The sequence below is a fragment of the Streptomyces sp. PT12 genome, from assembly GCF_003311645.1.
Taxonomy (GTDB): Bacteria; Actinomycetota; Actinomycetes; order Streptomycetales; family Streptomycetaceae; genus Streptomyces.
Map to the genome: position 1 here is coordinate 32,624 of NZ_QEST01000282.1, position 22,399 is coordinate 55,022.

Annotated in this window: 24 protein-coding genes and 2 pseudogenes; 9 read left to right on the forward strand and 17 right to left on the reverse strand. The window is 71.8% G+C overall.

Going from position 1 to position 22,399, the window contains the following annotated elements; all coding sequences use genetic code 11:
• Window positions 1-4 precede the first annotated feature (4 nt).
• The 8 genes from folE to queC form a co-directional block, all read right to left on the reverse strand.
• The gene (gene folE / locus DEH69_RS30100) at window positions 5-613 is read right to left on the reverse strand and encodes a GTP cyclohydrolase I (RefSeq protein WP_113690167.1); all 609 of its coding nucleotides are present in this window, start codon (window positions 611-613) and stop codon (window positions 5-7) included.
• Window positions 613-1,344 (reverse strand): WbqC family protein, encoded by a 732-nt coding sequence (locus DEH69_RS30105; RefSeq protein WP_113690168.1) that lies wholly within the window; start codon window positions 1,342-1,344, stop codon window positions 613-615. The genes folE and DEH69_RS30105 overlap by 1 nt, the downstream gene beginning before the upstream one ends.
• Entirely contained in the window at window positions 1,341-2,039 is a 699-nt protein-coding gene (locus DEH69_RS30110) for a PIG-L deacetylase family protein (RefSeq protein WP_113690169.1), read from the reverse strand. The genes DEH69_RS30105 and DEH69_RS30110 overlap by 4 nt, the downstream gene beginning before the upstream one ends.
• A gap of 63 nt (window positions 2,040-2,102) precedes the next feature.
• Window positions 2,103-2,681 (reverse strand): phosphoribosyltransferase, encoded by a 579-nt coding sequence (locus DEH69_RS30115; protein WP_181727672.1) that lies wholly within the window; start codon window positions 2,679-2,681, stop codon window positions 2,103-2,105.
• Window positions 2,678-3,121, reverse strand: coding sequence for a DUF6884 domain-containing protein (locus DEH69_RS30120; RefSeq protein ID WP_147255922.1), 444 nt, complete (start codon window positions 3,119-3,121; stop codon window positions 2,678-2,680). Before DEH69_RS30120 ends, DEH69_RS30115 begins: the two co-directional genes overlap by 4 nt.
• Window positions 3,111-3,842, reverse strand: a complete 732-nt coding sequence (locus DEH69_RS30125; protein WP_258535070.1) for a 7-carboxy-7-deazaguanine synthase QueE — start codon at window positions 3,840-3,842, stop codon at window positions 3,111-3,113. The genes DEH69_RS30120 and DEH69_RS30125 overlap by 11 nt, the downstream gene beginning before the upstream one ends.
• Window positions 3,839-4,231 (reverse strand): 6-carboxytetrahydropterin synthase, encoded by a 393-nt coding sequence (locus DEH69_RS30130; protein WP_220131361.1) that lies wholly within the window; start codon window positions 4,229-4,231, stop codon window positions 3,839-3,841. Before DEH69_RS30130 ends, DEH69_RS30125 begins: the two co-directional genes overlap by 4 nt.
• Complete coding sequence (gene queC, locus DEH69_RS30135; protein WP_258535071.1) at window positions 4,228-4,908, reverse strand: 7-cyano-7-deazaguanine synthase QueC; 681 nt, start codon at window positions 4,906-4,908, stop codon at window positions 4,228-4,230. The genes DEH69_RS30130 and queC overlap by 4 nt, the downstream gene beginning before the upstream one ends.
• Window positions 4,909-5,188: 280 nt before the next feature.
• On the opposite strand from queC, the gene DEH69_RS30140 reads away from it, so the two are divergent.
• Window positions 5,189-6,652 (forward strand): peptide deformylase, encoded by a 1,464-nt coding sequence (locus DEH69_RS30140; RefSeq protein ID WP_113690174.1) that lies wholly within the window; start codon window positions 5,189-5,191, stop codon window positions 6,650-6,652.
• Window positions 6,653-6,659: 7 nt separating this feature from the next.
• On the opposite strand, the pseudogene DEH69_RS30145 reads toward DEH69_RS30140, so the two are convergent.
• The 8 genes and pseudogenes from DEH69_RS30145 to DEH69_RS30180 all read right to left on the reverse strand — a co-directional run.
• Window positions 6,660-6,840, reverse strand: a pseudogene (locus DEH69_RS30145) (ISL3 family transposase); the annotation flags it as partial.
• Between the two features lie 136 nt (window positions 6,841-6,976).
• Entirely contained in the window at window positions 6,977-8,491 is a 1,515-nt protein-coding gene (locus tag DEH69_RS30150; RefSeq protein WP_113690175.1) for an MFS transporter, read from the reverse strand.
• Between the two features lie 15 nt (window positions 8,492-8,506).
• Window positions 8,507-9,139, reverse strand: coding sequence for a TetR/AcrR family transcriptional regulator (locus DEH69_RS30155; RefSeq protein ID WP_113690176.1), 633 nt, complete (start codon window positions 9,137-9,139; stop codon window positions 8,507-8,509).
• Between the two features lie 109 nt (window positions 9,140-9,248).
• Window positions 9,249-10,202 carry an EamA family transporter RarD gene (gene rarD, locus DEH69_RS30160; protein WP_113690177.1) on the reverse strand — a complete coding sequence of 318 codons (954 nt, stop codon included), beginning with the start codon at window positions 10,200-10,202 and terminating at the stop codon, window positions 9,249-9,251.
• Window positions 10,203-10,338: 136 nt separating this feature from the next.
• Window positions 10,339-11,433, reverse strand: coding sequence for a 2-oxoacid:ferredoxin oxidoreductase subunit beta (locus DEH69_RS30165; protein ID WP_113690178.1), 1,095 nt, complete (start codon window positions 11,431-11,433; stop codon window positions 10,339-10,341).
• Window positions 11,423-13,330: a 2-oxoacid:acceptor oxidoreductase subunit alpha gene (locus DEH69_RS30170; RefSeq protein ID WP_258535072.1), complete on the reverse strand. Its 1,908-nt coding sequence runs from the start codon at window positions 13,328-13,330 to the stop codon at window positions 11,423-11,425. Before DEH69_RS30170 ends, DEH69_RS30165 begins: the two co-directional genes overlap by 11 nt.
• Window positions 13,331-13,432: 102 nt before the next feature.
• Window positions 13,433-14,092, reverse strand: a complete 660-nt coding sequence (locus DEH69_RS30175) for a response regulator transcription factor (protein WP_113690180.1) — start codon at window positions 14,090-14,092, stop codon at window positions 13,433-13,435.
• A 74-nt stretch (window positions 14,093-14,166) separates the two neighbouring features.
• Window positions 14,167-15,471 (reverse strand): sensor histidine kinase, encoded by a 1,305-nt coding sequence (locus DEH69_RS30180; protein WP_113690181.1) that lies wholly within the window; start codon window positions 15,469-15,471, stop codon window positions 14,167-14,169.
• 158 nt (window positions 15,472-15,629) lie between these two features.
• Between DEH69_RS30180 and DEH69_RS30185 the strand changes: the two genes are divergently transcribed.
• Window positions 15,630-16,838, forward strand: a complete 1,209-nt coding sequence (locus DEH69_RS30185; RefSeq protein WP_113690182.1) for an RNA-guided endonuclease TnpB family protein — start codon at window positions 15,630-15,632, stop codon at window positions 16,836-16,838.
• Between the two features lie 13 nt (window positions 16,839-16,851).
• Here the strand turns inward: DEH69_RS30185 and DEH69_RS30190 are convergent, their stop codons facing one another.
• Window positions 16,852-18,081, reverse strand: coding sequence for a sensor domain-containing protein (locus DEH69_RS30190; RefSeq protein WP_113690183.1), 1,230 nt, complete (start codon window positions 18,079-18,081; stop codon window positions 16,852-16,854).
• Between the two features lie 187 nt (window positions 18,082-18,268).
• Here DEH69_RS30190 and DEH69_RS30195 point away from each other — a divergent pair, with 187 nt between their 5' ends.
• The 7 genes and pseudogenes from DEH69_RS30195 (at window position 18,269) to nuoK (ending at window position 22,375) form a co-directional block, all read left to right on the forward strand.
• A complete protein-coding gene (locus DEH69_RS30195) occupies window positions 18,269-18,640 on the forward strand; it encodes an NADH-quinone oxidoreductase subunit A (protein ID WP_113690184.1) in 372 nt (123 codons plus the stop codon).
• A complete protein-coding gene (locus tag DEH69_RS30200) occupies window positions 18,631-19,191 on the forward strand; it encodes an NADH-quinone oxidoreductase subunit B (protein WP_113690185.1) in 561 nt (186 codons plus the stop codon). The genes DEH69_RS30195 and DEH69_RS30200 overlap by 10 nt, the downstream gene beginning before the upstream one ends.
• Window positions 19,188-19,790 (forward strand): annotated as a pseudogene (locus DEH69_RS30205) (NADH-quinone oxidoreductase subunit C); the annotation flags it as partial. The gene DEH69_RS30200 and the pseudogene DEH69_RS30205, both read left to right, overlap by 4 nt.
• Before the next feature lie 71 nt (window positions 19,791-19,861).
• Window positions 19,862-20,821 (forward strand): complex I subunit 1 family protein, encoded by a 960-nt coding sequence (locus DEH69_RS30210; RefSeq protein ID WP_181727673.1) that lies wholly within the window; start codon window positions 19,862-19,864, stop codon window positions 20,819-20,821.
• A 47-nt stretch (window positions 20,822-20,868) separates the two neighbouring features.
• Window positions 20,869-21,363, forward strand: coding sequence for a 4Fe-4S binding protein (locus DEH69_RS30215; RefSeq protein WP_113690207.1), 495 nt, complete (start codon window positions 20,869-20,871; stop codon window positions 21,361-21,363).
• A complete protein-coding gene (locus DEH69_RS30220) occupies window positions 21,360-21,908 on the forward strand; it encodes an NADH-quinone oxidoreductase subunit J (protein ID WP_113690186.1) in 549 nt (182 codons plus the stop codon). The genes DEH69_RS30215 and DEH69_RS30220 overlap by 4 nt, the downstream gene beginning before the upstream one ends.
• Window positions 21,908-22,375 (forward strand): NADH-quinone oxidoreductase subunit NuoK, encoded by a 468-nt coding sequence (gene nuoK, locus DEH69_RS30225; protein ID WP_113690187.1) that lies wholly within the window; start codon window positions 21,908-21,910, stop codon window positions 22,373-22,375. The genes DEH69_RS30220 and nuoK overlap by 1 nt, the downstream gene beginning before the upstream one ends.
• Window positions 22,376-22,399 lie beyond the last annotated feature (24 nt).

A 22,399-nucleotide genomic window follows, 5' to 3' on the forward strand; every position in this document is an offset into this window, starting at 1 on the left:
CCGCTCACCGGCTGCTCCCGGAGGCCACGGCCAGCAGCCGGTCTCCCAGCACTGTCTCGAACGCGCCGGTGAAGCTGACGCTCACCGTGCGGGCGCTCGGTTGGCGCACTCCGCGCATACTCATGCACAGGTGCTCGCCGTCGGCGACCACCCCGACGTCCTCGCTGCCGGTCGCGGCGGCCACGTCCCGGGCGATGCCGTCCACGATCCGTTCCTGGACCTGTAGACGGTGGGCGTGCGCGGCGGCGATACGGGCGAACTTCGACAGGCCCAGCACCTGTCCGGCCGGCCGGTAGCCAATGGCCAGGTGAAGGCGCATCGGCAGCAGGTGGTGCTCGCACAGGCTCCAGACGCCGATACCGCGCACCACGACCATCGTCTCGGTGGCGGCGTCGAGGTCCTGGGCGAAGACGGTGTCGGTGCGGCCCGGGTCGTGGTCGAGGAACTCCTCCCACCAGGCCGCAACCCGTTCGGGCGTGTCTCGCAGGCCCTCGCGCCGCGGATCCTGCCCCAGCGCGGCCAGCAGCTCACGGTAGAGCTCGGCGACCCGGGCGGTATCCACCCGGCCCGGCGCGGCCGGGGCCGGTGTGTGGTCGGTCAGCAACTTCGTCATCACACCGGCTCTCTCGTCTCCAGGCGCGCTCCCGCGCGCAGCACGTCGACCGCCCGGGGGCCCTCGAACAGCAGCAGGTCCAGCGCACTCAGACCCGGCGCCCACCCGGGCCAGCCACCGGCGTAGCGGGGGTGGGTATAGGCGGCGACCTCGACATGGACGCCGCACGCGGCCAGCACCTCGGCGTCGAGGTAGCCGAGCGCGCCGACGCCCACCCGCAGCGCCCTCGATCCGGTGCGGCGGCACAGATCCGCCAGCATCGCGGTCCGCACGCCCGCCGGGGCCAGGGAGCTGGAGCGCACCAGCCGCACCCGCAGCCCCAACCCGTCGAGCAGGAACCGTGTCAGCGCCTCGTCCAGGTCGACCAGCCGCTCCCATGGGGTGGCGTAGAGAGCGGCGAGTCGTTCCCGGTGGGTGGGCCAGTAGGGGGCACGGGCGTAGATGTGCTCGAGGGTGCGCCAGTGCCGCGCCGCCCACGGCTCGTCGGCCAGCCGCACCTGGTTGATGGACTGTCCGAAGCGGTGGCACACCGGCACCGTCAGCCGCGCCCGCTTATCCGTCGCGGCCGGGTTGCGGATGTGGTTGCGGTGCTGCCAGCCCCGTTCGGAGAACTGCACGTGGTCCAGCAGCACCAGCTCATCGACGTCGAGGAGGCGGGAGAAGTAGCCCTGCCAGGGCAGATACGCGGGCTGGTGCGCCACCAGCACCCGGGCCGGGACGGCGGCGGTCACCAGGCGATCCGATACGGGGTGAACGCCTCGGCCCGCCCGGCGCCGACCCCCGCCGCCGTGGCGGTGTCGATCGCCCGGATCCGGCCCGGGCTGCGCGGGTGGTCCTCACCGCGCAGCTCACCCTCGTAGCAGGCCAGCGCCTTGTCCTTCACCCGCGCATGGCCGGTGATGTCCACGACCACAGGGCCGCGCGGGCGCCGCGCGCCCCAGCAGAGGTCTTCCGGACCGTCGAACCCCAGCACGATGCGCGGAACGTGGCGGGCGGCGCCAGCTGGCCGGACCGCCGCGTAGCAGGCGCGGTGCACAAGCCGGTGCTCATGGTGGACCGCGCCGTCGCTCGGCATGAGCAGCGCCGCTGGCCGCAACGACTCCAGCGACAAGCGGTGCCCGCCTTCCAACAGCCGGACGAGTTCGGGCAGGTGGGCTTCGAGGTGGCGAGCGCGCTCGTCGTCCACCCAGGCGATGTCCCGCCCGGCCACACCGAGCACGTCGCAGGCCACCTCGAACTCGGCGCGGCGCCGGGCGGAATCGTGGGGTGCGCCCCAGCGGGGCAGCGGGTAGCAGGTGATCGCGAGAACGTGGACCTCCACGCCCCCGGTGGTGAGGCGGGCGATGGTTCCGCCGGCCCCGAGGGTCTCGTCGTCAGGATGGGGCGCCACGACCAGCACGCGGTCGCCCGATGTCAGGCCCAGCATGGCCTGCCTCCTCTTGATGTCCGTGGAAGGTGAACGGGCCCCGGGAAACTCGGGAAATGGGAGTCAGATGTCCCGGACCGGCGGCGCGGTCCGGTGGTGCAGACGGGTCAGTGCGGGAAGCGGTTCGGCCGACGGCGGCGGTGCCTCCCAGGGGAAGACGACCCAGTCGGCCACCTCCCAGCCCCACGTGTCAGGCGCGAAGCGAGTACCGGCGTTGCGGCACAGCACCGCGGTGCGCACCCCGACCGGCGCGACCCGGGCGGCCAGGTCGGCAAGGACGGCCCGAAGGGTCGCGCCGGAGCCGACGACGTCGTCCACCACCAGCAGGCGCCGACCGCGACCGAGCACCGCCAGGGCGGCCTCCGGCACGGCGTCCAGCCGGACACGGCCGCTGGCCGAGGCCCGCGGGGCATCGGTGGTGTTGTGCCGAGCGCCGATCACGACCGCGGGCACCGACAGGTGCGCGGCGACCCATTCGGCCAGCCGGGTGCCGCCGCGCGCGATCCCGACGACCGCCTGCGGGCGGTGCGCGGCCTCGGCCCGGGCGATCAGCCGCGCCGCCGCGGTGAACGCGTCGGGCGTCAGCCGCCAGGTGCGGCGGCCCTCGAAGACCCGCGCGGGCACCGGGGCCGACCCGGTCACGCCCAGCCCCAGGTGGCCAGAATCTTCTCGGCCGCGCCGAAATGGGCGACCGGGTCGGTGATGACGTGCACCACCGGCACGGGGGGCGTGCCGAGAACCTGAAGGTAGGCGGGTTCAAGCAGGAGAAGCGCCTCGCGGGTCGGATGGATGGCGAGATGGACGGTCAGCGCGTGGCGCACCGGCTGGCACAGCACCCGCGCCCGGCGTTCGGTCAGCGGCTGGTCGTAGGTCTCCAGCGGGGCATCCGCGGGCACCAGCCCGTGGCGGGCCGACAGCACAAGCACCTGCCGACGTCGGCCCGCATCGGCACCGAGCCGGTCGCGCAGCCGCGGCACGCACCCACCCTGGTAAAGCTCCAGCGCGGGCACCGGGCGTGAGGTGACCGTCTTGCGTCGGGAACAGCCGACCACCACCAGCCCGTCCATCAGGTCAGCGCCCACGCCCATCACCCCAGATCAGAACGTGCTGCCTGGCGCTGAGATGCCAGCCGCGGGCCAGGGTCTCCTCGGCCACCGCGCGCAGGCCCTCCAGCACCGCACCGGCCGTGGTCCCCTCCGGCATCACCCACACCTCGCGCAGCGCGAACCGCCGGACCAGCGCCGCGATCTCCTCCAGCTCGCCCAGGTGCGTGACCACGAACTTGAAGCGGGCCTTCCCACACCGAGCCAAGCTGGCCAGGGCATCCGGGACGATCCGCCGACGCTCGGAGTCCCCGGCGGCGGCCAGCTTCGGGGAGACGTTGAACGCGGTCACCGCCTCGACCAGCGCCGAGTCGGGGACCAGCGTGCCGTTGGTCTCCACCTCCACCTCGCGCCCGGCAGCGCGTAGGCCGACCGCGAGCCGCTCCAGCCCGCGCCACTGAAGCATCGGCTCCCCACCGGTCACCACCACCAGCCGCGGCGGCAGCGACAGAGCCCACGCGAGGAGCGCGCCCACGCTCTCCCGGCGCGCGACCTCCGGGTCCTTGGGGTCGAACCGCTCCCAGTCCCAGGTGTAGGGGGTGTCGCACGCCCAGCTGGCCGACGGGTGCGTGCCGCAGGAGAGGTTGCAGCGGCTCAGCCGGATGAACACCGCCTGCTGCCCGGCCGACGGCCCCTCCCCCTGGAACGTCGGACCGAACGTCTCGGCAACGATCAGCTCGTCCTCCCGCGCCGTGGTCACCGGATTACCTCGAACTCGGCCCATGACGAGGCCGCTTCCGACACGCGCACCCGCTCCAGCCGTCCCCTGATGCCCGGTGCGACGTGCTCGATGAACCACTCGGCCAGGAAGCGGGCCAGGTTCTCCGAGGTCGGCGAGATGGGCAGCACCTCGTTCAGCAGCTGGTGATCCAGGCGCTCGTCGATGAAGGTCCTGACCGGGGCCAGGTCACCGAAGTCGGTGACAAACCCCCGCCCATCCAACTGCTCCGCGGCCAGGATGATCTCGGCGGTGTAGCTGTGCCCGTGCAGCCGCCCGCACTGGTGCCCCTCCGGCAGCCCGGTCAGCCGGTGCGCGGCCTCGAAACGGAACCGCTTCCCGATCCGGAACCGGCCCGCCACCCCGCTCACCGGCCGCTCCCCACGCTCAACGCCGCGGCATACACGGTCGGATCGGCGACACCCGCGACGGTGAACGCCTCCCGCCGCTCCACGCAGGTGCCACAGGTCCCGCAGTGCACGGCGTCGCCCTTGTAGCACGACCAGGTCAGCTCGAACGGCACGCCGAGCTTCGCCGCCGCTTCCACGATGTCGGCCTTGGAGACGGTCAGGAACGGCGCCAGGAGCTGGAAGCCGTCGGGCAGGAACCCGGCGTTGCCCGTGCGGATCGCGGCGGCGAACTGCTCGAAGAACTCCGGACGGCAGTCCGGGTAGATGGTGTGGTCACCGGCGTGCGCGCCGAACGCGACCGCGTCCGCCCCGGCGGCGATGGCCGTGCCCGCCGCGATCGACAGCAGGATGGCGTTGCGGTTGGGCACCACCGTGGCCCTCATCGACGCCGCGGTGTAGTGCCCGTCCGGCACCCTCACCGCCGCGTCGGTCAGCGCCGAACCGGCCAGCAGACGGCCCAGGCCGGTGAGGTCGACCACCTCGTGCCAGGCGCCCAGATGCCCGGCGATGCGCCGGGCGCAGTCGAGCTCCTTGCGGTGGCGCTGGCCGTAATCGACGGACAGCAGACTCACCTGTACGCCCTGGGAGGCGAGCCGGAAGGCCACCGTCGTGCTGTCCAGCCCACCGGAAGCGATCACGACCGCGTGACGCGGCGCGTGTTCCGTCATCTCGTGTCACACCCTCTCAAAGAAGCCCCGCGCCAGGCGCGGAGGCGGGGACGTCGATCGGCCCTCACTCCCGGATTGCGAGGCCGTGAAGTCAGAAGCCGCGACATGGGTTCGGGAAAGCGGCGGGCGCGGCGCTACTCCCCGCGGCCAGGCCGCCACCTGGCATCAGTAAGCCCGCCCGGGGCAGGATGAGGCGACCGTGAGCGGCACTCACTCACGACTCACGTCGACTCATGAGAGGACGGCGCAGATGGCCCGCAAAGAGGAGACGACGTTCGCGGTCGAACTCACGCACTGGAGGACCGTCCGCGGGCTGTCCAAAGCTGCCCTGGCCGGCCTGCTGAACGTCGACCCCTCCTACGTCAGCCACCTGGAGGGCGGCCGAGAACAAGGCAGCGCCCAACTCGCCCGCCGCGCAGACCACGTGCTGAACGCCGGCGGCGCGCTGTGGAGGGCATGGCAGACCCCCGCGAGCGTCACCACACCCGATACGACCGAAGCATCCTCGAGCGCTGAGCTGATCGTGCTGGACGACGACGCCGCCCTCAGCTTCGACGGCACCCACTTCCACCTACGGATGCGCCGCGCCCTGCGGAACAACGGCACCGAGCCCATCACCCGCTACCTCATCCGCATCGCCGTCGACCGCTACCCCGGCGAGCCCGAACGCAGCAACGCCCTCTACCGTGCCCACCCGTTGGCCTGGGACGAACTGAACCTCGCCGCCCACTGCGGCACCGAACCGATGACCTGGACGGTCAAACACGACCGCGACGCCTTCAAAGAGGTCTGGCTGGAGTTCGCCAACTCCCAGACGCGGTTCCCCCTCTACCCCGGCCAGACCACCGAGATCACCTACTCCTACAGCGTCAGCGCCGAGAAATGGGGCCCATGGTTTCAACGCGCCGTGCGCCTGCCCACCCGCCACCTGAACGTCACGCTCACCTTCCCCATAACCAGCAACCCCACGGTCTGGGGCACCACCACGTCCATGAGCGCCCAGGTCGCGCCACTGCGCACACCGCCCCAGCGCACCGACGACGGCGACCGCGCCGTCTTCTCCTGGTCCACCGTCGACCCCGAACTTCACGCCCGCTACCGGCTCGAATGGCGCCTGAAGACTTCCCAGAACCAGGAGGATGAGTCCGTGACCACGCCCACCGCGAGCCAGGCCATGGCCGACGCAGGCATCGTCCAGGAAGACGACCCCATCCTCACCCGCCCGGCCCGCCCCTTCGGCCTCCCCGCGGAGGCCGCCGAAGCCCAGCAGGTGATCGACGAGCTGATGGCCGCGATCGACCGCGTCCGCGCCCTGCACACCTTCGGCAAGGGCATGGGCATCGCGGCCCCTCAGCTGGGCATCGACCGGTCGGCCGCCGTCGTCCTGCCTCCGGACTCGGGCGCCGAGCCCATCGTGCTCCTGAACGCCTCCATCACCGAGACATCCCCGGAGGAAGACCAGCAGTACGAAGGATGCCTGAGCTTCTTCGATGTCCGCGGCCTCGTGCCTCGCCCCCTGCATATCCTGGTCGCTCACACCGACCTCGACGGCACCCCCCGCCTGACCCGTTTCCATCACGGCGAAGCCCGCTTGGTCGCCCACGAGATCGACCACGTCGACGGCGTCGTCTACCGCGCCCGCATGCGTCCAGGCACCAGGCCCATCCCCGTCGAGGAATACCGCGGCACCGGCCACCGCTGGAACTACAACTGACCTTTCCACGGCGGCCATCCACCGGGACATCCGCGACGGTCCGGCCGTGGCACCCCGTGCACCTTCCCCGTCGGCGCCCCGCACATCGGGGAGGGAACAGGCACTTCCCGGGTCCGGGCCACGACCCGGCTCACCTCGCCGTCGTCCACCACACCATCGATGACCAGCGCCGACAGCCCTGAAGGCACCGTTGCCACAAGAGAGTTGACATCTCGCATCCGGGCCCCGGCACGGGATGCCCGCGCTCCGCGCGCCGGTCGGGCGGTCCGCGGGGCCGGACCCCGGCGCCCCGCGCGGATCAGCGGCCCGCAGGGCGGTCCGGCGTCACAGGTGGACCGACGGGGGGCCAGAGGCCGAGGCCGCCTCCGGGACTCCCCTGCGGTAGAGGAGGAACGACGCGACCATGCCCGCCACAAAGAACGCCGCCGACCACCAGAACGCCGTGCTGTAGCTCTCGAGACCCGCCTGGGCCCGCACCATGGGGTCGGTGGGGTCCTTGCCCCTCATGAAGTCGTTCGCCGCGCCCGCCGCCAGGGTGTTGAGCACGGCGGTGCCGATCGAACCGCCCACCTGCTGCATGGTGTTGACCGTCGCGGACGCCACGCCCGCGTCCTCGGGGCGCACGCCCGCCGTGGCGAGGTTCATCGCGGGGGCGATCACCAGGCCGATGCCGAGTCCGGCCACGATCGTCGGGGGCATGACGTCGGCGGCGTACCCGCTGTCCAGGTCGAGCACGGTCAGCCACGCCAGGCCAGCGGCGCCGAGGCCCATGCCCGCGGAGACCAGGACGCGCGGGCCGAGCCGCGGCAGCAGCACCGTGCCGACCAGCGCCGCGCTGACCATCAGCCCGCCGATCATCGGCAGGAACGCCAGGCCCGTCTCGATCGGCGAGTACCCGAGCGACATCTGGAGGTAGTACGTCAGGAAGAGGAAGACGCCGAAGAGGCCCACGCCGCTGAGCAGGACGGCGACGAACGACGCGCCCCTGTCCCGTTCGAGCAGCACGCGCAGCGGCAGCAGTGGGTGGGCCGAGCGCGTCTGCCACCAGCCGAACGCCGCGAGCAGCACCACGCCCGCGGTCAGGCAGCCCCATGTCCCGGGGTGGCCCCAGTCGTGGCTCTCGGCGTTGGCGAATCCGTAGACCAGGCCGAACAGGCCGGCCGAGACCAGCACCGTCCCCGGCACGTCGAGCGTCGCCCCGGCCACCCGCCCGGTGCGCGCGAGCAGCGCGGCGCCGCCGATGAACGCGACGGCGGCGAAGATCAGGTTGACGTAGAGGGTCCAGCGCCAGTTCAGCTGCTCGGTCAGCACGCCGCCGAGCAGCAGGCCGATCGCGCCGCCCGCGCCCGCGATGGCGCCGTAGACGCTGAACGCCTTGGCGCGCTCCTTCGCGTCGGTGAACGTCGTGGTCAGCAGCGACAGCGCGGCGGGCGCCAGGAGCGCGCCGAAGACGCCCTGGAGCGCCCTCGCGGTCACCAGCACCTCGAAGCTCGACGCGGCCCCGCCGAGCGCGGACGCGGCGGCGAAGCCGACCAGGCCGGTCAGAAAGGTGACCTTGATGCCGAACAGGTCGGCGATCCTGCCGCCGAGCAGCAGCAGGCTGCCGAAGGCCAGGGCGTAGCTGGTGACGACCCACTGGCGGTCGCCGTCGGAGAAGCCGAGGTCGCCCTGCGCTGACGGCAGGGCGATGTTCACGATGGTGGCGTCGAGGACCACCATCAGCTGGGCGATGCCGATGACGCCGAGGATCCACCAGCGGTGGGACGAACGCGCCCCTTCCGCCGGTCCCTTGGCGGGCTCGATCGGTGGCTGGTCGGGGGCGATCTGGGGCTGAGACATGCGGTCACGCTCCGGTCAACTGTGCAGCAGGGCGGGCAGCAGGGTGCTGTCGAGAAAGCGGAGGAGATAGTCGGCGTCGGCGTACTCGTCCTCGAAGAGGGGGCGGGTCACCACGGTGGCGAAGACCATCTGCGGGAGGAACGCCATCGCCGCGGGGCGCCGGTCGAGCTCGCCGCGCGCTATCGCGCGCTCTATGAACGTCGTGAACTCGTCGATCTCCGGGTCCACCAGCTTCTGCCGCAGTGCGCGCGCCAGCTCGTGGTCGTCGAGCGTCGCGCGGGCGAGCCCGGCGATCAGCGCGGTGTCCCGCTCGGCCTGGTCGGAGACGCGGGCGAACAGCGAGTGCAGGTCGCCGCGGAGCGAGCCCGTGTCGATGTCGTCGGCGGGCCGCGGCCTGTGGGCGCGCAGCGCCGCGGCGACCAGCGCGTGCTTGCTGCGCCACTGGCGGTAGAGCGTGGCCTTGCCGCAGCGGGCGCGCGCCGCGACCGCGTCCATGGTCAGCGCCTCGTACCCGTGCTCGCGCAGCAGCTCCACGACCGTCGCGAGCACCTCGGCCTCGCGCCCGGCGGTCATCCGCGGGCGGCGGACGGTGGGGGACTCGGTGGGGGACCCGGCGGCGGACTCGGTGGGGGCGTGCACGGCGGCCATGGCGCTGCTCCAGTCATATGGGCGTACTGATAAAACGGAACGGTCTCGTTCCAAAGTACCCCGTCGACCGGACGCAGCGCAACCACGCGTCAACGTGGAGTGACGGGCCTCAGTCGTTCAGTGCGGCGTCCTCGTGCGCCGGGGCGGGCGTGTGCCGGGCCACCGTGCGCCGGCGCGTGCGGGCCTGGCGCAGGGCGTCCCAGGTCAGCAGGGAGAGCGCGGACCACACCAGCAGGAACCCGGCCCAGCGCTCGGGCGGCATCTCCTCGTGGAAGACCAGCAGGCCGAGCACGAACATCGTGGTCGGGGCGAGGTACTGGAGGAGGCCGAGCGTCGACAGGGGGAGGCGGACGGCCGCGGCGCCGAAGAAGATCAGCGGCATGGCGGTGGCCAGACCCGTGCTGATCAGCAGGAGCGTGTGGCCCGTTCCCTCGGTGGTGAACGACGAGTCGCCGCGCGCCGTGAGCGCCGCGAGGAAGCCGAGGGCGGGCAGGAACTGGAGCGCCGAGTCGGCCGTGAAGCCCTCGGCGCCATCCAGCGCGGTGCGCTTCTTGACCAGGCCGTAGAGCGCGAACGTGACGCTGAGGCTCAGCGAAACCCAGGGGATCTGGCCATAGGCGACGCTCATCACCAGCACCGCCGTGCCGCCGATGGCCGCGGCCACCCACTGGAGCGGGCGCAGCCGCTCCTTCAGCAGGACGACACCGATCGCGATGTTGAAGAGGGGGTTGATGAAGTACCCGAGCGACGCTTCGAGGACACGGTCCTGGTCGATGGCCCAGATGAACAGCCACCAGTTGACCGATATCAGCGACGCCGACGTGGCCAGCAGCGCGAGCCGCCTCGGGTCGCGCAGCAGCGGCCTGATCCAGGACCAGTTGCGGGCGGCCATGAGCAGCAGCAGGGCCGTGGGCAGCGACCACACCATGCGGTGGGCCAGCACCTCCGACGGGGTCGCCGACTCCATCAGCTCCCAGTAGAGCGGCAGAAGGCCCCATATCCCGAAGCACGCGAAGCCGTACGCGAGCCCCGCCCGGCTCGCCGTCGCGCCCCCTGCTGCCACCGCTGCCTCCCGCCGTCGAACGCCGTCGTGTCGCCGTGCCGGGGGTGCCCCCCGAGAGTGAGCGCCGCGCGGGCGTGCGGCATTCCCGGGGTGCTTGATCCCCTGAGTGAAGGGCCGTCACCCCGGGAACGGCCGGTCAGCCCGCGACGGTCCAGGTGTCGTTCCCGGCGAGCAGCGCCGCCAGGTCGCCCTTGCCGCGCTGCTCGACGGCCTGTTCGAGCTGGTCGGCCAACAGGTCCTCATACGCGGGGCGTTGGACGCTGCGGAAGACGCCGATGGGCGTGCGGTGCAGCGTCACGGGGTCGGCAAGGCGCGAGAGGGCGAACGCCGTGGTGGGCGACGCGGCGTGCGCGTCGTGGACGACCAGGCCCTCCGTGCCGTGCTCGGCGACGTCCACGACGAGAAGGTCGCCGCTGGCCGGGTCGCGGACCACGCCCTTGCCGCCGAGGCCGTCGTCGGCGGGGGCGCCGAAGCGGATCGGCTCGCCGTGTTCGAGGCGGATCACGGCCTCGAGCGCGCGCTGCTTGTCCTTCACGGCCTCGAAGGCGCCGTCGTTGAAGATGTTGCAGTTCTGGTAGATCTCCACGAGCGCCGAGCCATGGTGGGCGGCGGCCGCGCGCAGCACGCCCGTCAGGTGCTTGCGGTCGGAGTCGATCGTGCGGGCCACGAACGACGCCTCGGCGCCGAGCGCGAGCGACAGGGGGTTGAACGGGGTGTCGAGCGAGCCCATCGGCGTGGACTTGGTGATCTTGCCCGGCTCGGACGTCGGGGAGTACTGGCCCTTGGTGAGGCCGTAGATCCGGTTGTTGAACAACAGGATCTTGAGGTTCACATTGCGGCGCAGCGCGTGGATCAGGTGGTTGCCGCCGATCGACAGGGCGTCGCCGTCGCCCGTGACGACCCACACCGACAGGTCGCGCCGTGCGGCGGCAAGACCTGTCGCGATGGCGGGGGCGCGGCCGTGGATGGAGTGCATCCCATAGGTGTTCATGTAGTACGGGAAGCGGGACGAGCAGCCGATGCCGGAGACGAAGACGATGTTCTCCCTGGCCAGGCCGAGCTCCGGCATGAAGCCCTGGACGGCGGCCAGCACGGCGTAGTCGCCGCAGCCTGGGCACCAGCGGACCTCCTGGTCGGACTTGAAGTCCTTGGCGCTCTGCGGCTTCTCCGCGGTGGGAACAAGGGAAAGCGCGGTCCGCGGACCGGCCTTGATGGGCGCCTCAGCGGGCATCGTCCAGGGCCTCCTTGAAAGCGGATGCGAGCTGCTCGGCCTTGAACGGAAGGCCGGTGACCTGGGTCAGGGACCTGATGTCCACCAGGTACTTCGCGCGCAGCAGGGTGGCGAGCTGACCGAGGTTCATCTCGGGGACGACGACCCGGTCGTAGGCGCGCAGCACCTCCCCGAGGTTCTTCGGGAAGGGGTTGAGGCTGCGCAGATGGGTCTGGGCGACGCTGCCGCCCGCCCGGCGGATCCGGCGGACGGCCGCCGTGATCGGGCCGTAGGTCGAACCCCAGCCGAGCACCAGGACCTTGGCGCCCTCGCCGGGCGCGCCATCGGGGTCGTCCACCACCAGGTCGGGGACGTCGATCCCGTCGATCTTGGCCTGGCGGGTGCGGACCATGTGGTCGTGGTTGGCCGGGTCGTAGCTGATGTTCCCGGTGCCGTCCTGCTTCTCGATGCCGCCGACGCGGTGCTCGAGCCCGGGCGTTCCCGGGACGGCCCAGGGGCGGGCGAGGGTGGCCTCGTCGCGCTTGTAGGGCCAGAACACCTCGGTGCCGTCGGGCAGCGTGTGGTTGGGGCCGGTGGCGAACCGCACGCGCAGGTCGGGCAGCTCGCCGGTCTCGGGAACGCGCCAGGGCTCGGACCCGTTGGCCAGATAGCCGTCGGAGAGCAGGAACACCGGGGTGCGGTAGGTGAGCGCGATGCGGGCGGCGTCGATCGCGGCGGTGAAGCACTCACCCGGGGTGGCGGGGGCGACGATCGGCACGGGGGCCTCGCCGTTGCGCCCGTACATCGCCTGGAGCAGGTCGGCCTGCTCGGTCTTGGTGGGCAGCCCGGTGGAGGGGCCGCCGCGCTGGATGTCCACGATGAGCAGCGGCAGCTCGAGGGAGACGGCCAGGCCGATCGTCTCCGACTTGAGCGCGACGCCTGGGCCCGACGTGGTGGTCACGCCGAGCGCCCCGCCGAACGCCGCGCCCAGGGCCGCCCCGATGCCCGCGATCTCGTCCTCCGCCTGGAAGGTGCGCACGCCGAAGTTCTTGTGGCGGGACAGCTCGTGCAGCACGTCCGATGCCGGGGTGATCGGGTAGGAGCCGAGGAAGAGGGGCAGGTCGGCGCAGTGCGACGCGGCGATCAGGCCATAGGCCAGGGCGAGGTTCCCGGAGATGTTCCGGTAGGTGCCCGCGGGGAACGCGGAGGCGGCGGGGGCCACCTCGTAGGAGACCGCGAAGTCCTCTGTGGTCTCGCCGAAGTTCCAGCCGGCGCGGAACGCCGTGATGTTCGCCTCGGCGAGCTCGGGCCGCTTGGCGAACTTGGACCGCAGGAACCGCTCGGTGTTCTCCGTGGGGCGGTGGTACATCCAGGAGAGGAGGCCGAGCGCGAACATGTTCTTCGAGCGGCCCGCCTCCTTGCGGGTCAGGTCGAAGCCCTTGAGCGCCTCGACCGTGAGCGCGGTCAGCGGCACGCGGTGCACGCTGTACGCGTCGAGGGAGCCGTTCTCCAGGGGGTTCTCCTCGTACCCGACCTTCGCCAGGGCGCGGGTGGTGAACTCGTCGGTGTTCACGATGATCTCCGCGCCGCGCGGCACATCGGCGAGATTCGCCTTGAGCGCTGCGGGGTTCATCGCGACGAGCACGTCGGGGGCGTCGCCGGGGGTGAGGATGTCATGATCCGCGAAGTGCACCTGGAAGGAGGAGACTCCGGGGAGCGTGCCGGCCGGTGCCCGGATTTCCGCGGGAAAGTTCGGCAGGGTCGACAGATCATTCCCGAGGGACGCGGTCTCGGAGGTGAAACGGTCCCCCGTCAGCTGCATTCCGTCCCCGGAATCCCCCGCGAAGCGGATGATCACCCGGTCCAGGCGCCTGACGTCCTTGCTCCCCAGGTGCGCCTGGTCGACCTCAGTGGTCACTGCTGTAGCCCTCCTTCGAGGCGGCTCTTCACCAGCCATGGTACGCGGGTAAGGCATACCTTCCTGATGGTGATCAGATGATGGACAGCCTGTCAGGGGAGGCTAGGAATTGAGGTAGGTCAGAACCGCCAGAACCCGCCGGTGATCTGTGTCACTCTGCGCCAAGCCCAGCTTCATAAAGATGTTGCTCACGTGTTTTTCCACCGCCCCGTGACTCACGACGAGTTGCGCGGCGATCGCGGAGTTGGTGCGCCCCTCGGCCATGAGACCCAGGACTTCCCTTTCCCTTGGCGTGAGTCCGGCCAGGACGTCCTGCTTGCGGCTTCGGCCGAGCAGCTGGGCCACGACCTCGGGGTCGAGCGCCGTTCCCCCGGTGGCGACGCGGGTGACCGCCTCCACGAACTCGCTCACGTCCGCGACCCGGTCCTTCAGCAGGTAGCCGACGCCGCGCGACGACCCGGCGATCAGCTCGGTCGCGTACTGCTCCTCGACATACTGCGAGAGGACCAGGACCCCGAGGGCGGGGAAGCGCTCGCGCAGCCGCACCGCGGCGCGGACGCCCTCGTCGGTGTGGGTGGGCGGCATCCGGACGTCGGCCACGACCACATCGGGGATCGCGCCGCCGTCCGCCAGCTCCGACACGGCCGCGATCAGCGCCTCCCCGTCCCCGACTCCCGCGACGACCTCGTGCCCGCGGTCGTTGAGCAGCCTGGTGAGGCCCTCCCTCAGCAGCACCGAGTCCTCGGCGATGACTACCCGCACGTCCCGCTCCCCTGATCACGTCTGGGTTCCCCTGATCACGTCGGCGGGGTCCCCGCCCGGTCCCCTGAAGGATCTCACCTCGCGGCCGCGGGCGCCGCCGCGCGGTCGCGCCAGGGGAGGGCGGCGGTCACCGTCGTCGGGCCGCCCGCGGGGGAGGTGATCGCCAGCAGGCCGTCGACGGCGGCCAGGCGTTCGGCCAGGCCCGCAAGGCCCGAGCCCGCGGTCGCGTCGGCGCCGCCTCGGCCGTCGTCGGTGACCTGCACCATCAGCCGGTTCTCGGCCCGCCACACGTCCACGCTCGCGTGCCGGGCGGCGCTGTGCTTGCTGACGTTCTGGAGCAGCTCGGACGTCGTGAAGTACGCGATGCCCTCGATGGCCGCCGCCGGGCGCTCGGCCAGCTCCACCTCGACGGCGACCGGGACGGTGCAGCGGGAGGCGACGGCGGAGAGCGCGGGGCCGAGGCCGCGGTCGGTGAGGATGGCGGGGTGGATGCCGCGGGCGAGGTCGCGCAGCTCCTGGAGGGCGAGCTTCACTTCGCCGTGGGCCTCGTCGACCATGCGGGCCGCTGCCTGGGGGTCTTCGGTGAGCTTCTCCCTGGCGAGGCCGAGGTCCATGGCGAGGGCGACGAGGCGGGCCTGTGCCCCGTCGTGCAGGTCGCGCTCGATCCGCCGCAGATCGGCGGCGGAGGCGTCCACCACGACGGTCCTGTCGCTCTCAAGCTGCTGGACGCGGGTCGCCGCCGACGAGGGTCCGAGCAGCGCGGACACCAGCGTCCGCTCCACGGCGGCCAGGGCCCGGATGAGCCACCCGGCCAGGATCATCATCAGCAGGCCGACCAGGGCGATCAGGGCGTACTCCCACGGGGTGTCCCAGATCCAGCCGCCGCCCTCGCCGTCGGTGTCGACGCCGACGCCCGGCTCGTCGGTGTACCGGGTGATCGCCCAGCCCCACAGCGGCAGCGTCAACGCGCCGAGGCCCGCCCCCCACAGCGTGGCCACCGCGCAGAACGTCAGGGTGCCCCACGGCAGTTGGAGCAGCGCGTACGCGGTCGCGCGCCATGACACGTTGCTGCGCAGCATCGCCTCGGTCCAGGCCAGCGGGCCGCGGCGGCCCTCGCGCATCCGCAGCGGCTCGGGCTCGGCGACGGTGGAGCCGAGGAAGACCCTGGCCCTGCCCCGCTCGATCCTGCCGAACAGGCGAAGCAGCAGCAGGACGACCGCGAGCAGCGGCAGCCCGACAAAGGTGATCAGCAGGCCACCGCTGACCGAGAGCCCGGTGACGGCGATCACGAAGCTGGCGATGCCGAGCGGGAGGTTGAGCAGGAGGTGGGTGCCCTCCCGCCAGGTGCGCGCCCCGAAGGGCAGGCGCAGAACGTTCATCTGGTCTCCTTCGTGGATACTCCGGCCTTCAGGCCGGGGAGGAAACGAAGCTCCTGCGGAGCAGGGCAGGGGAAGGCGAATCGCCGCCGGGGCGATTCGGCGTCTACGGCCACCGATCGACACCCTTGGCTGACATGGGAGTTGATAGGCTGTGAGGCATGTCGCGGCAGGTCAAGCGGGCGTTCAGGTACCGCTTCTACCCCACGGACGAGCAGGCGGCTGAGCTGTCGCGCACGTTCGGCTGCGTCCGTCTCGTCTACGACAAGGCGCTTGAGGAACGCACGCGCGCCTGGTATGGCGAGCAGCGCCGGATCTCCTACGTGGAGTCGTCGGCGATGCTGACCGGATGGAAGAAGACCGAGGGACTGGCGTTCCTGACGGAGGTGTCCTCCGTCCCGCTCCAGCAGGCCCTGAGGCATCTCCAGACGGCCTTCACCAGCTTCTTCGCCAAGCGGGCCGGGTACCCGCGCCACAAGTCCCGGAAGAAGTCGCGCGCGTCGGCCGAGTACACCCGCAGCGCCTTCACCTGGCGCGATGGACAACTGACGCTGGCGAAGATGAGCGGGCCCCTGGACATCCGCTGGTCGCGTCCCCTGCCCCAGGGGGCGGAGCCGTCCACCGTGACCGTCTCCCGCGATGCGGCGGGCCGCTGGTTCGTGTCCCTGCTGTGCCAGGACACCCCCGCCCCCGCCCCCGCCACGGGCGCGGCGGTTGGCATCGACGCGGGCATCACCTCCCTGGTGACCCTGTCCACCGGGGAGAAGATCACCAACTCCCGGCACGAGCGGCGTGACCGGGCGCGGCTGGCCCGCGCGCAGCGCCAGCTGTCCCGCAAGCAGAAGGGCTCGGCCAACCGGGACAAGGCCCGCCGCAAGGTCACCCGCATCCATGCGCGGATCGCTGACCGGCGCCGGGACTTCCTCCACAAGCTCACCACTCGGCTCGTCCGTGAGAACCAAACGGTCGTGATCGAGGACCTCACCGTCCGCAACCTGCTCAAGAACGGGCGCCTCGCGCGCGCCATCTCGGACGCGTCCTGGACGGAGCTGCGCTCCATGCTGGAGTACAAGTGCGCCTGGTACGGGCGTGACCTCGTCGTGATCGACCGCTTCTTCCCCAGCTCCAAGCTGTGCGGGGCCTGCGGCACGGTCGCGGCGGGGATGCCGCTGGACGTCCGGACGTGGACGTGCGAGTGCGGCGTGGTGCATGACCGTGATGTGAACGCGGCACGCAACGTCCTGGCCGCCGGACTGGCGGCAGCAGCCTGTGGAGACGGTGTAAGACCTCAACGGGAGTCCTCCCGGACAGGGCAGTCGTCGATGAAGCAGGAACCCCAGCGGGCGACCGCTGGAACCCCCCGCCTCTAGGCGGGGGAGGAAGTCAACGGGGTGCCCCTTTCGCGCTGTGCGCGTTCTTCGCGCTGTGCGCGCCGTGCGCGCGCGTGGTGCGGTCCCGCCAGGGCAGTTCCGCGGTGATGGTGGTCGGGCCGCCAGGCGGGGAGACGACGACCAGGACGCCGTCGACGGCGGCGAGGCGTTCGGCCAGGCCCGCAAGGCCCGAGCCCGCGGTCGCGTCGGCGCCGCCTCGGCCGTCGTCGGTGACCTGGAGCATCAGGCGTTCCTTCGAACGCCAGCACTCGACGTCGGCGTGCCGTGCGGCGCTGTGCTTGCTGATGTTCTGGAGCAGCTCGGAGACGACGTAGTAGGCGATGCCCTCGATCGCGGGCGCGGGCCGGGTCGGCAGCTCGGCGGTGACCCGCACGGGGACGGTGCAGCGGGAGGCGACGGCGGAGAGCGCGGGGCCGAGGCCGCGGTCGGTGAGGATGGCGGGGTGGATGCCGCGGGCGAGGTCGCGCAGCTCCTGGAGGGCGAGCTTCACTTCGCCGTGGGCCTCGTCGACCATGCGGGCCGCTGCCTGGGGGTCTTCGGTGAGCTTCTCCCTGGCGAGGCCGAGGTCCATGGCGAGGGCGACGAGGCGGGCCTGTGCCCCGTCGTGCAGGTCGCGCTCGATCCGCCGCAGATCGGCGGCGGAGGCGTCCACCACGACGGTCCTGTCGCTCTCAAGCTCCGCGATGCGCCGCTCCAGCTCGTCCGAGGGCGCCAGCAGGCCCGTCACCAGCGCCCGGTCGACCTGGGTGAACCAGCGGGCGACCCACGGCAGCGCGGGCCACAGCGCCGTGGTGAGCAGGGCGAACGTCAGCCAGAACGTCAGCGTGGACAGCGGCAGCCGCACGACGAAGAACAGCGCCGTGCGCCAGCCCACCGGGTCCTTCAGGGCCGACCACAGCCACGCGAAGAACTCGCCGCCGCGGCCCCGGTGCAGCGCGCTCGGCTCGTCCACGCGCACGTCGAGGAGCCACCTGGCGCGGGCTCGCTCCCAGGCGCCCAGGCGGCGGAGCCCCGACAGGCCGACGGCGAGCACCGGGAGGCCGATCACCGTGAGCGAGAGGAACGCCCCCGTCCACAGCCACACGACGACATAGAGGAACGTCGCCAGGGCCAGCGGCCAACTGGACAGCAGATAGCCGACCTCCCGCCACGTCCGGCGGTCGAGTGGCCCCCTGGGCGGCGGCAGCGGCCCGGTGCGCCCCGGCGAGGTGCTGCTGGTCATGGGCTCAAGGGTGCCGCGCGCCGATGGTGGTCGCCATGGGGTGGGTCGGTGAACGGGGGTAGGGCTATCCCCACCAGTTCCGGCTGGGCACGAGGGTCACAACGGGCGCGGCACCCCCTAGACTCCCGTGCAGTCGTACCGCACCCGCACCCCGCCCCTCGTTCGCCCGGTTCCGACGGAGGCCCCCGTGCCCGACTTCTTCCACGGCTACGCGGTCGTCGGACTGGTCGCGGTGGTCGGTGTGCTGTTTGTCACGGTCGCGTTCGGCGCCAACGCGCTGCTGCGGCCCACGGTGCTCACCGAGGAGAAGCTGCTCACCTACGAGTGCGGCGTCGACCCCGTGGGCGAGGGCTGGGCGCACACCCAGGTGCGGTACTACGTGTACGCGTTCCTGTATGTGATCTTCGCCGTGGACTCGGTCTTCCTCTTCCCCTGGGCCACGGTGTTCGCCGCCGACGGGTTCGGCGGGACGACGCTGGTGGAGATGTTCGTCTTCCTCGGCTTCCTGACCGTCGGGCTGCTCTACGCCTGGAAGAAGGGCGTTCTGACATGGACGTGAGACCCGCGCGGCCCCCCGGGCCCGCGCTCGGGCCGCTGGCGCGGCTGGCTCCCGAGCCGATGAAGGTCGTGCTCAACTGGGGCCGCTGCTACAGCCTGTGGGTGTTCAACTTCGGCCTCGCGTGCTGCGCGATCGAGTTCATCGCGGCCTCGATGGCGCGCCACGACTTCATCAGGCTCGGCGTGATCCCGTTCGCGCCCGGGCCGAGGCAGGCCGACCTGATGGTGGTCTCGGGCACGGTCACCGACAAGATGGCGCCCGCGGTGAAGCGGCTCTACGAGCAGATGCCCGAGCCCAAGTATGTGATCTCGTTCGGCGCCTGCTCCAACTGCGGCGGCCCCTACTGGGATTCCTACACGGTCACCAAGGGCGTCGACCAGATCATCCCCGTCGACGTCTATGTGCCGGGCTGCCCGCCGCGCCCCGAGGCGCTGCTCCAGGGCATCCTTACGCTCCAGGAGAAGATCGCGAACGAGTCGCTGCCCGGGCGTTACGCCTCTCCCGCCGCGCTGACCAGCGGGCTTGTCGCCCCCGAGGGAGGCACCCGGTGACGGTCGGCTGGCTGCCCGACGAGCCGGGCGAGCTGTTCGGCGAGGGCGCCGAGGCCGCCGAGGCGTACGGCGTGCTGACGGTCGACGTCCCCGCGGCGTCGTGGACGGCGGCCCTGACCGCCGCGCGCGACCGGCTCGGCTGCGCCTTCTTCGACTGGCTGAGCGCGGTGGACGAGCCGGGCACGGGCTTTTTGGTGTGCGCGCACGTGGTGGCCGTCGGCGCCCCGCCGCGCCGCCTGCTGCTGCGGACGACCGTGCCGCACGAGGCGCCCGCGCTGCCGACGGCGACCGGCGTGTACGCGGGCGCGGCGTGGCACGAGCGCGAGACGCACGAGATGTTCGGCGTCGACTTCCCCGGGCACCCGGGGCTGACGCCGCTGCTGCTGCCCGAGGCGTTCGAAGGCCATCCGCTGCGCAAGGACTTCGTGCTGGCCTCCCGCGTCGTCAAGGCGTGGCCCGGCGCCAAGGAGCCGGGGGAGTCGGAGCACGGCGGGCCCAAGCGCCGCCAGATGCTGCCGCCTGGGGTGCCCGACCCGAACGAGTGGGGGCCGCTCAAGGGGCAGTTGCCCCCCGCGCCCGCGCGCCGGGCCCGTGCGGCGGGCGCGCCCGCGCGCGCCGAGCGGCGCGCGCCCCGGCGCGACCGCGCGGCGGACGAGGGGGGCGAACGCTGATGGACGCGTTCGACATCGCCGCGCGGGTGCTCGCCGTGCTGATGGCGTTCCTGCTGCTGCCGCTCCTGGTGGGCCAGGGCGAGCACAAGGTGATGGCGCACATGCAGGGCCGCGTCGGCCCGATGCACGCGGGCGGCTTCCATGGCTGGGCCCAACTGGTCGCCGACGGCGTGAAGTTCGCGCAGAAGGAGGACACGGTCCCGGCGGGCGCCGACCGCCGCGTCTTCCAGCTCGCGCCCGCCGTCGCGCTGATCCCCTATCTCGTGGTGCTGATCGCCATCCCGCTCGGGCCCGACGGCATGGTCGGCCAGGTCATCGACGCCGGGGTGTTCTTCGTGCTCGCCGTGCTGGGCGTCGGGGTGCTCGGCTCGCTCATGGGCGGCTGGGCCTCGGGCAACAAGTACTCGCTCCTCGGGGGGCTGCGCACCGCCGCGCAGCTGATGGCGTACGAGCTGCCGCTGCTGCTGTCCGCCGCCTCGGTCGCCATGGCCGCGGGCACCCTGAGCCTGACCGGCATCCTGGACGAGTTCAGCTGGTGGTGGGTGCCCTGGCAGCTCGTGGGCGCGTTCGTCTTCTTCACCGCGGGCCTGGCCGAGCTGCAACGCCCGCCGTTCGACGCGCCGATCGCCGCCGAGGAGATCGTCTTCGGCGCGTACACCGAGTACTCGGGGCTGCGGTTCGCGTTCTTCCTGCTCGCCGAGTACGCGGGCATCGTGGTGCTCTCGGCGCTCACCGCCGTGCTCTTCCTCGGCGGCTGGCACGGGCCCTTCGCCGACCAGCTCGGCTGGCTGTGGACGCTGCTGAAGACCGCCGCGCTGTGCTTCCTGGTGATCTGGGCGCGGGTGGCGTGGCCGCGGCTGCGCGCCGACCAGATCCAGAAGTTCGCCTGGACCGTGCTCGTCCCGCTGGCGCTGGCCCAGATCGCGCTCACCGGAACCCTCAGGGTGGTGATGTCGTGAGCCTGGGATCCGGGCTCGCCAAGGGCCTTGCCGTCACCTTCCGCGCGATGACGCGGCGTGCGGTCACCCGGCAGTACCCCGAGCATCAGCCCGAGCTGCCGCCGCGCAGCCGGGGCGTGATCGCGCTGTTCGAGGAGAACTGCACGGTGTGCATGCTGTGCGCCCGCGAGTGCCCCGACTGGTGCATCTACATCGACTCGCACAAGGAGACCCTGCCGCCCGCCGCGCCAGGGGGGCGGGAGCGGAGCAGAAACGTTCTCGACCGGTTCGCCATCGACTTCTCGCTGTGCATGTACTGCGGGATCTGTGTCGAGGTCTGCCCGTTCGATGCCCTTTTCTGGTCACCGGAGTTCGAGTACGCGGAGACCGACATCCACGACCTGACCCATGAGCGGGACCGGCTGCGGGAGTGGATGTGGACCGTGCCCGAGCCGCCGCCGCTCGACCCCTCGGGCGACGAGCCCAAGGAGGTCGCCGCGGCGCGCAAGGCGGCCGAGCGCGCGGCGGCCGAGCGCGAGGCCGCGCGGCGGGAGGGCGTGTGAGCGGCGGCAACGGCTATCTCTCGCCCTCGGGCCAGGAGATCGTCTTCATCCTGACCGGGCTCGTCATACTCGGCGCCGCGGTGCTGTGCGTCACCAGCAGGCAGCTGGTGCACGCCGCGCTGTGGCTCGTCGTCGCGCTCGGCGGCCTCGCCGTCCAGTACCTGCTGCTGACCGCCGAGTTCGTCGCCTGGGTGCAGGTGCTGATCTACCTGGGCTCGGTCGTGGTGCTGCTGCTGTTCGGCCTGATGCTCACCAGGGCGCCCATCGGCCCCTCGCCCGACGCGGACAGCCGGAACAGACCGGTCGCGCTCGTCGTGTCCCTCGCCTCGGCCGCCACGCTGGTGACGCTCGTGGTGGACGCCTTCCGCACCGCCTGGATCGACCTGGAGACCCCGCACGGCACGTCCGACCAGATCGGCGACAGCCTCTTCCGCGTGTGGGTGCTGCCCTTCGAGGCGCTGTCCGTGCTGCTGCTCGCGGCGCTGGTCGGCGCCATCGTGCTCTCAAGACGGCGCGGCAACGGCCAGGGGAACGGGGGCTCCTGATGCATCTCGTCTACCCGGCCGTGCTGTCCGCGCTGCTGTTCAGCGTCGGCGTCTACGGCGTGCTGGCCCGCAGGAACGCCATCCTGCTGCTGATGTCGGTCGAGCTGATGCTGGCCGCCGTGAGCCTCAACCTCGTCGCGTTCGACGTGTGGCTACGCGACAGCGTCCACTCGGGACAGGTCTTCACGCTCTTCCTGATCGCCCTCTCCGCCGCGGAGATCGGCATCGGCCTGGCCATCGTCCTGCTCGTGTACCGCGAACGTGGCGTCTCCGCGGTGGACCGGCTGACCGGGCTGCGCGAGGGCGCGGGAGAGGGTGCGGGAGAGGGCGCGGGCGGCCACCCGACCGAGGACGACCGTTCTGGGACCGAGGACGACCGTTCAGCGACCGAGTCCCAGACCGAGTCCGAGTCCGAGTCCGAGTCCGAGACGGCGACCGAGACAGCGCCGAAAACAGCGCCCAACTGAGCGAGAAGTGCACGAGGAGTGTTC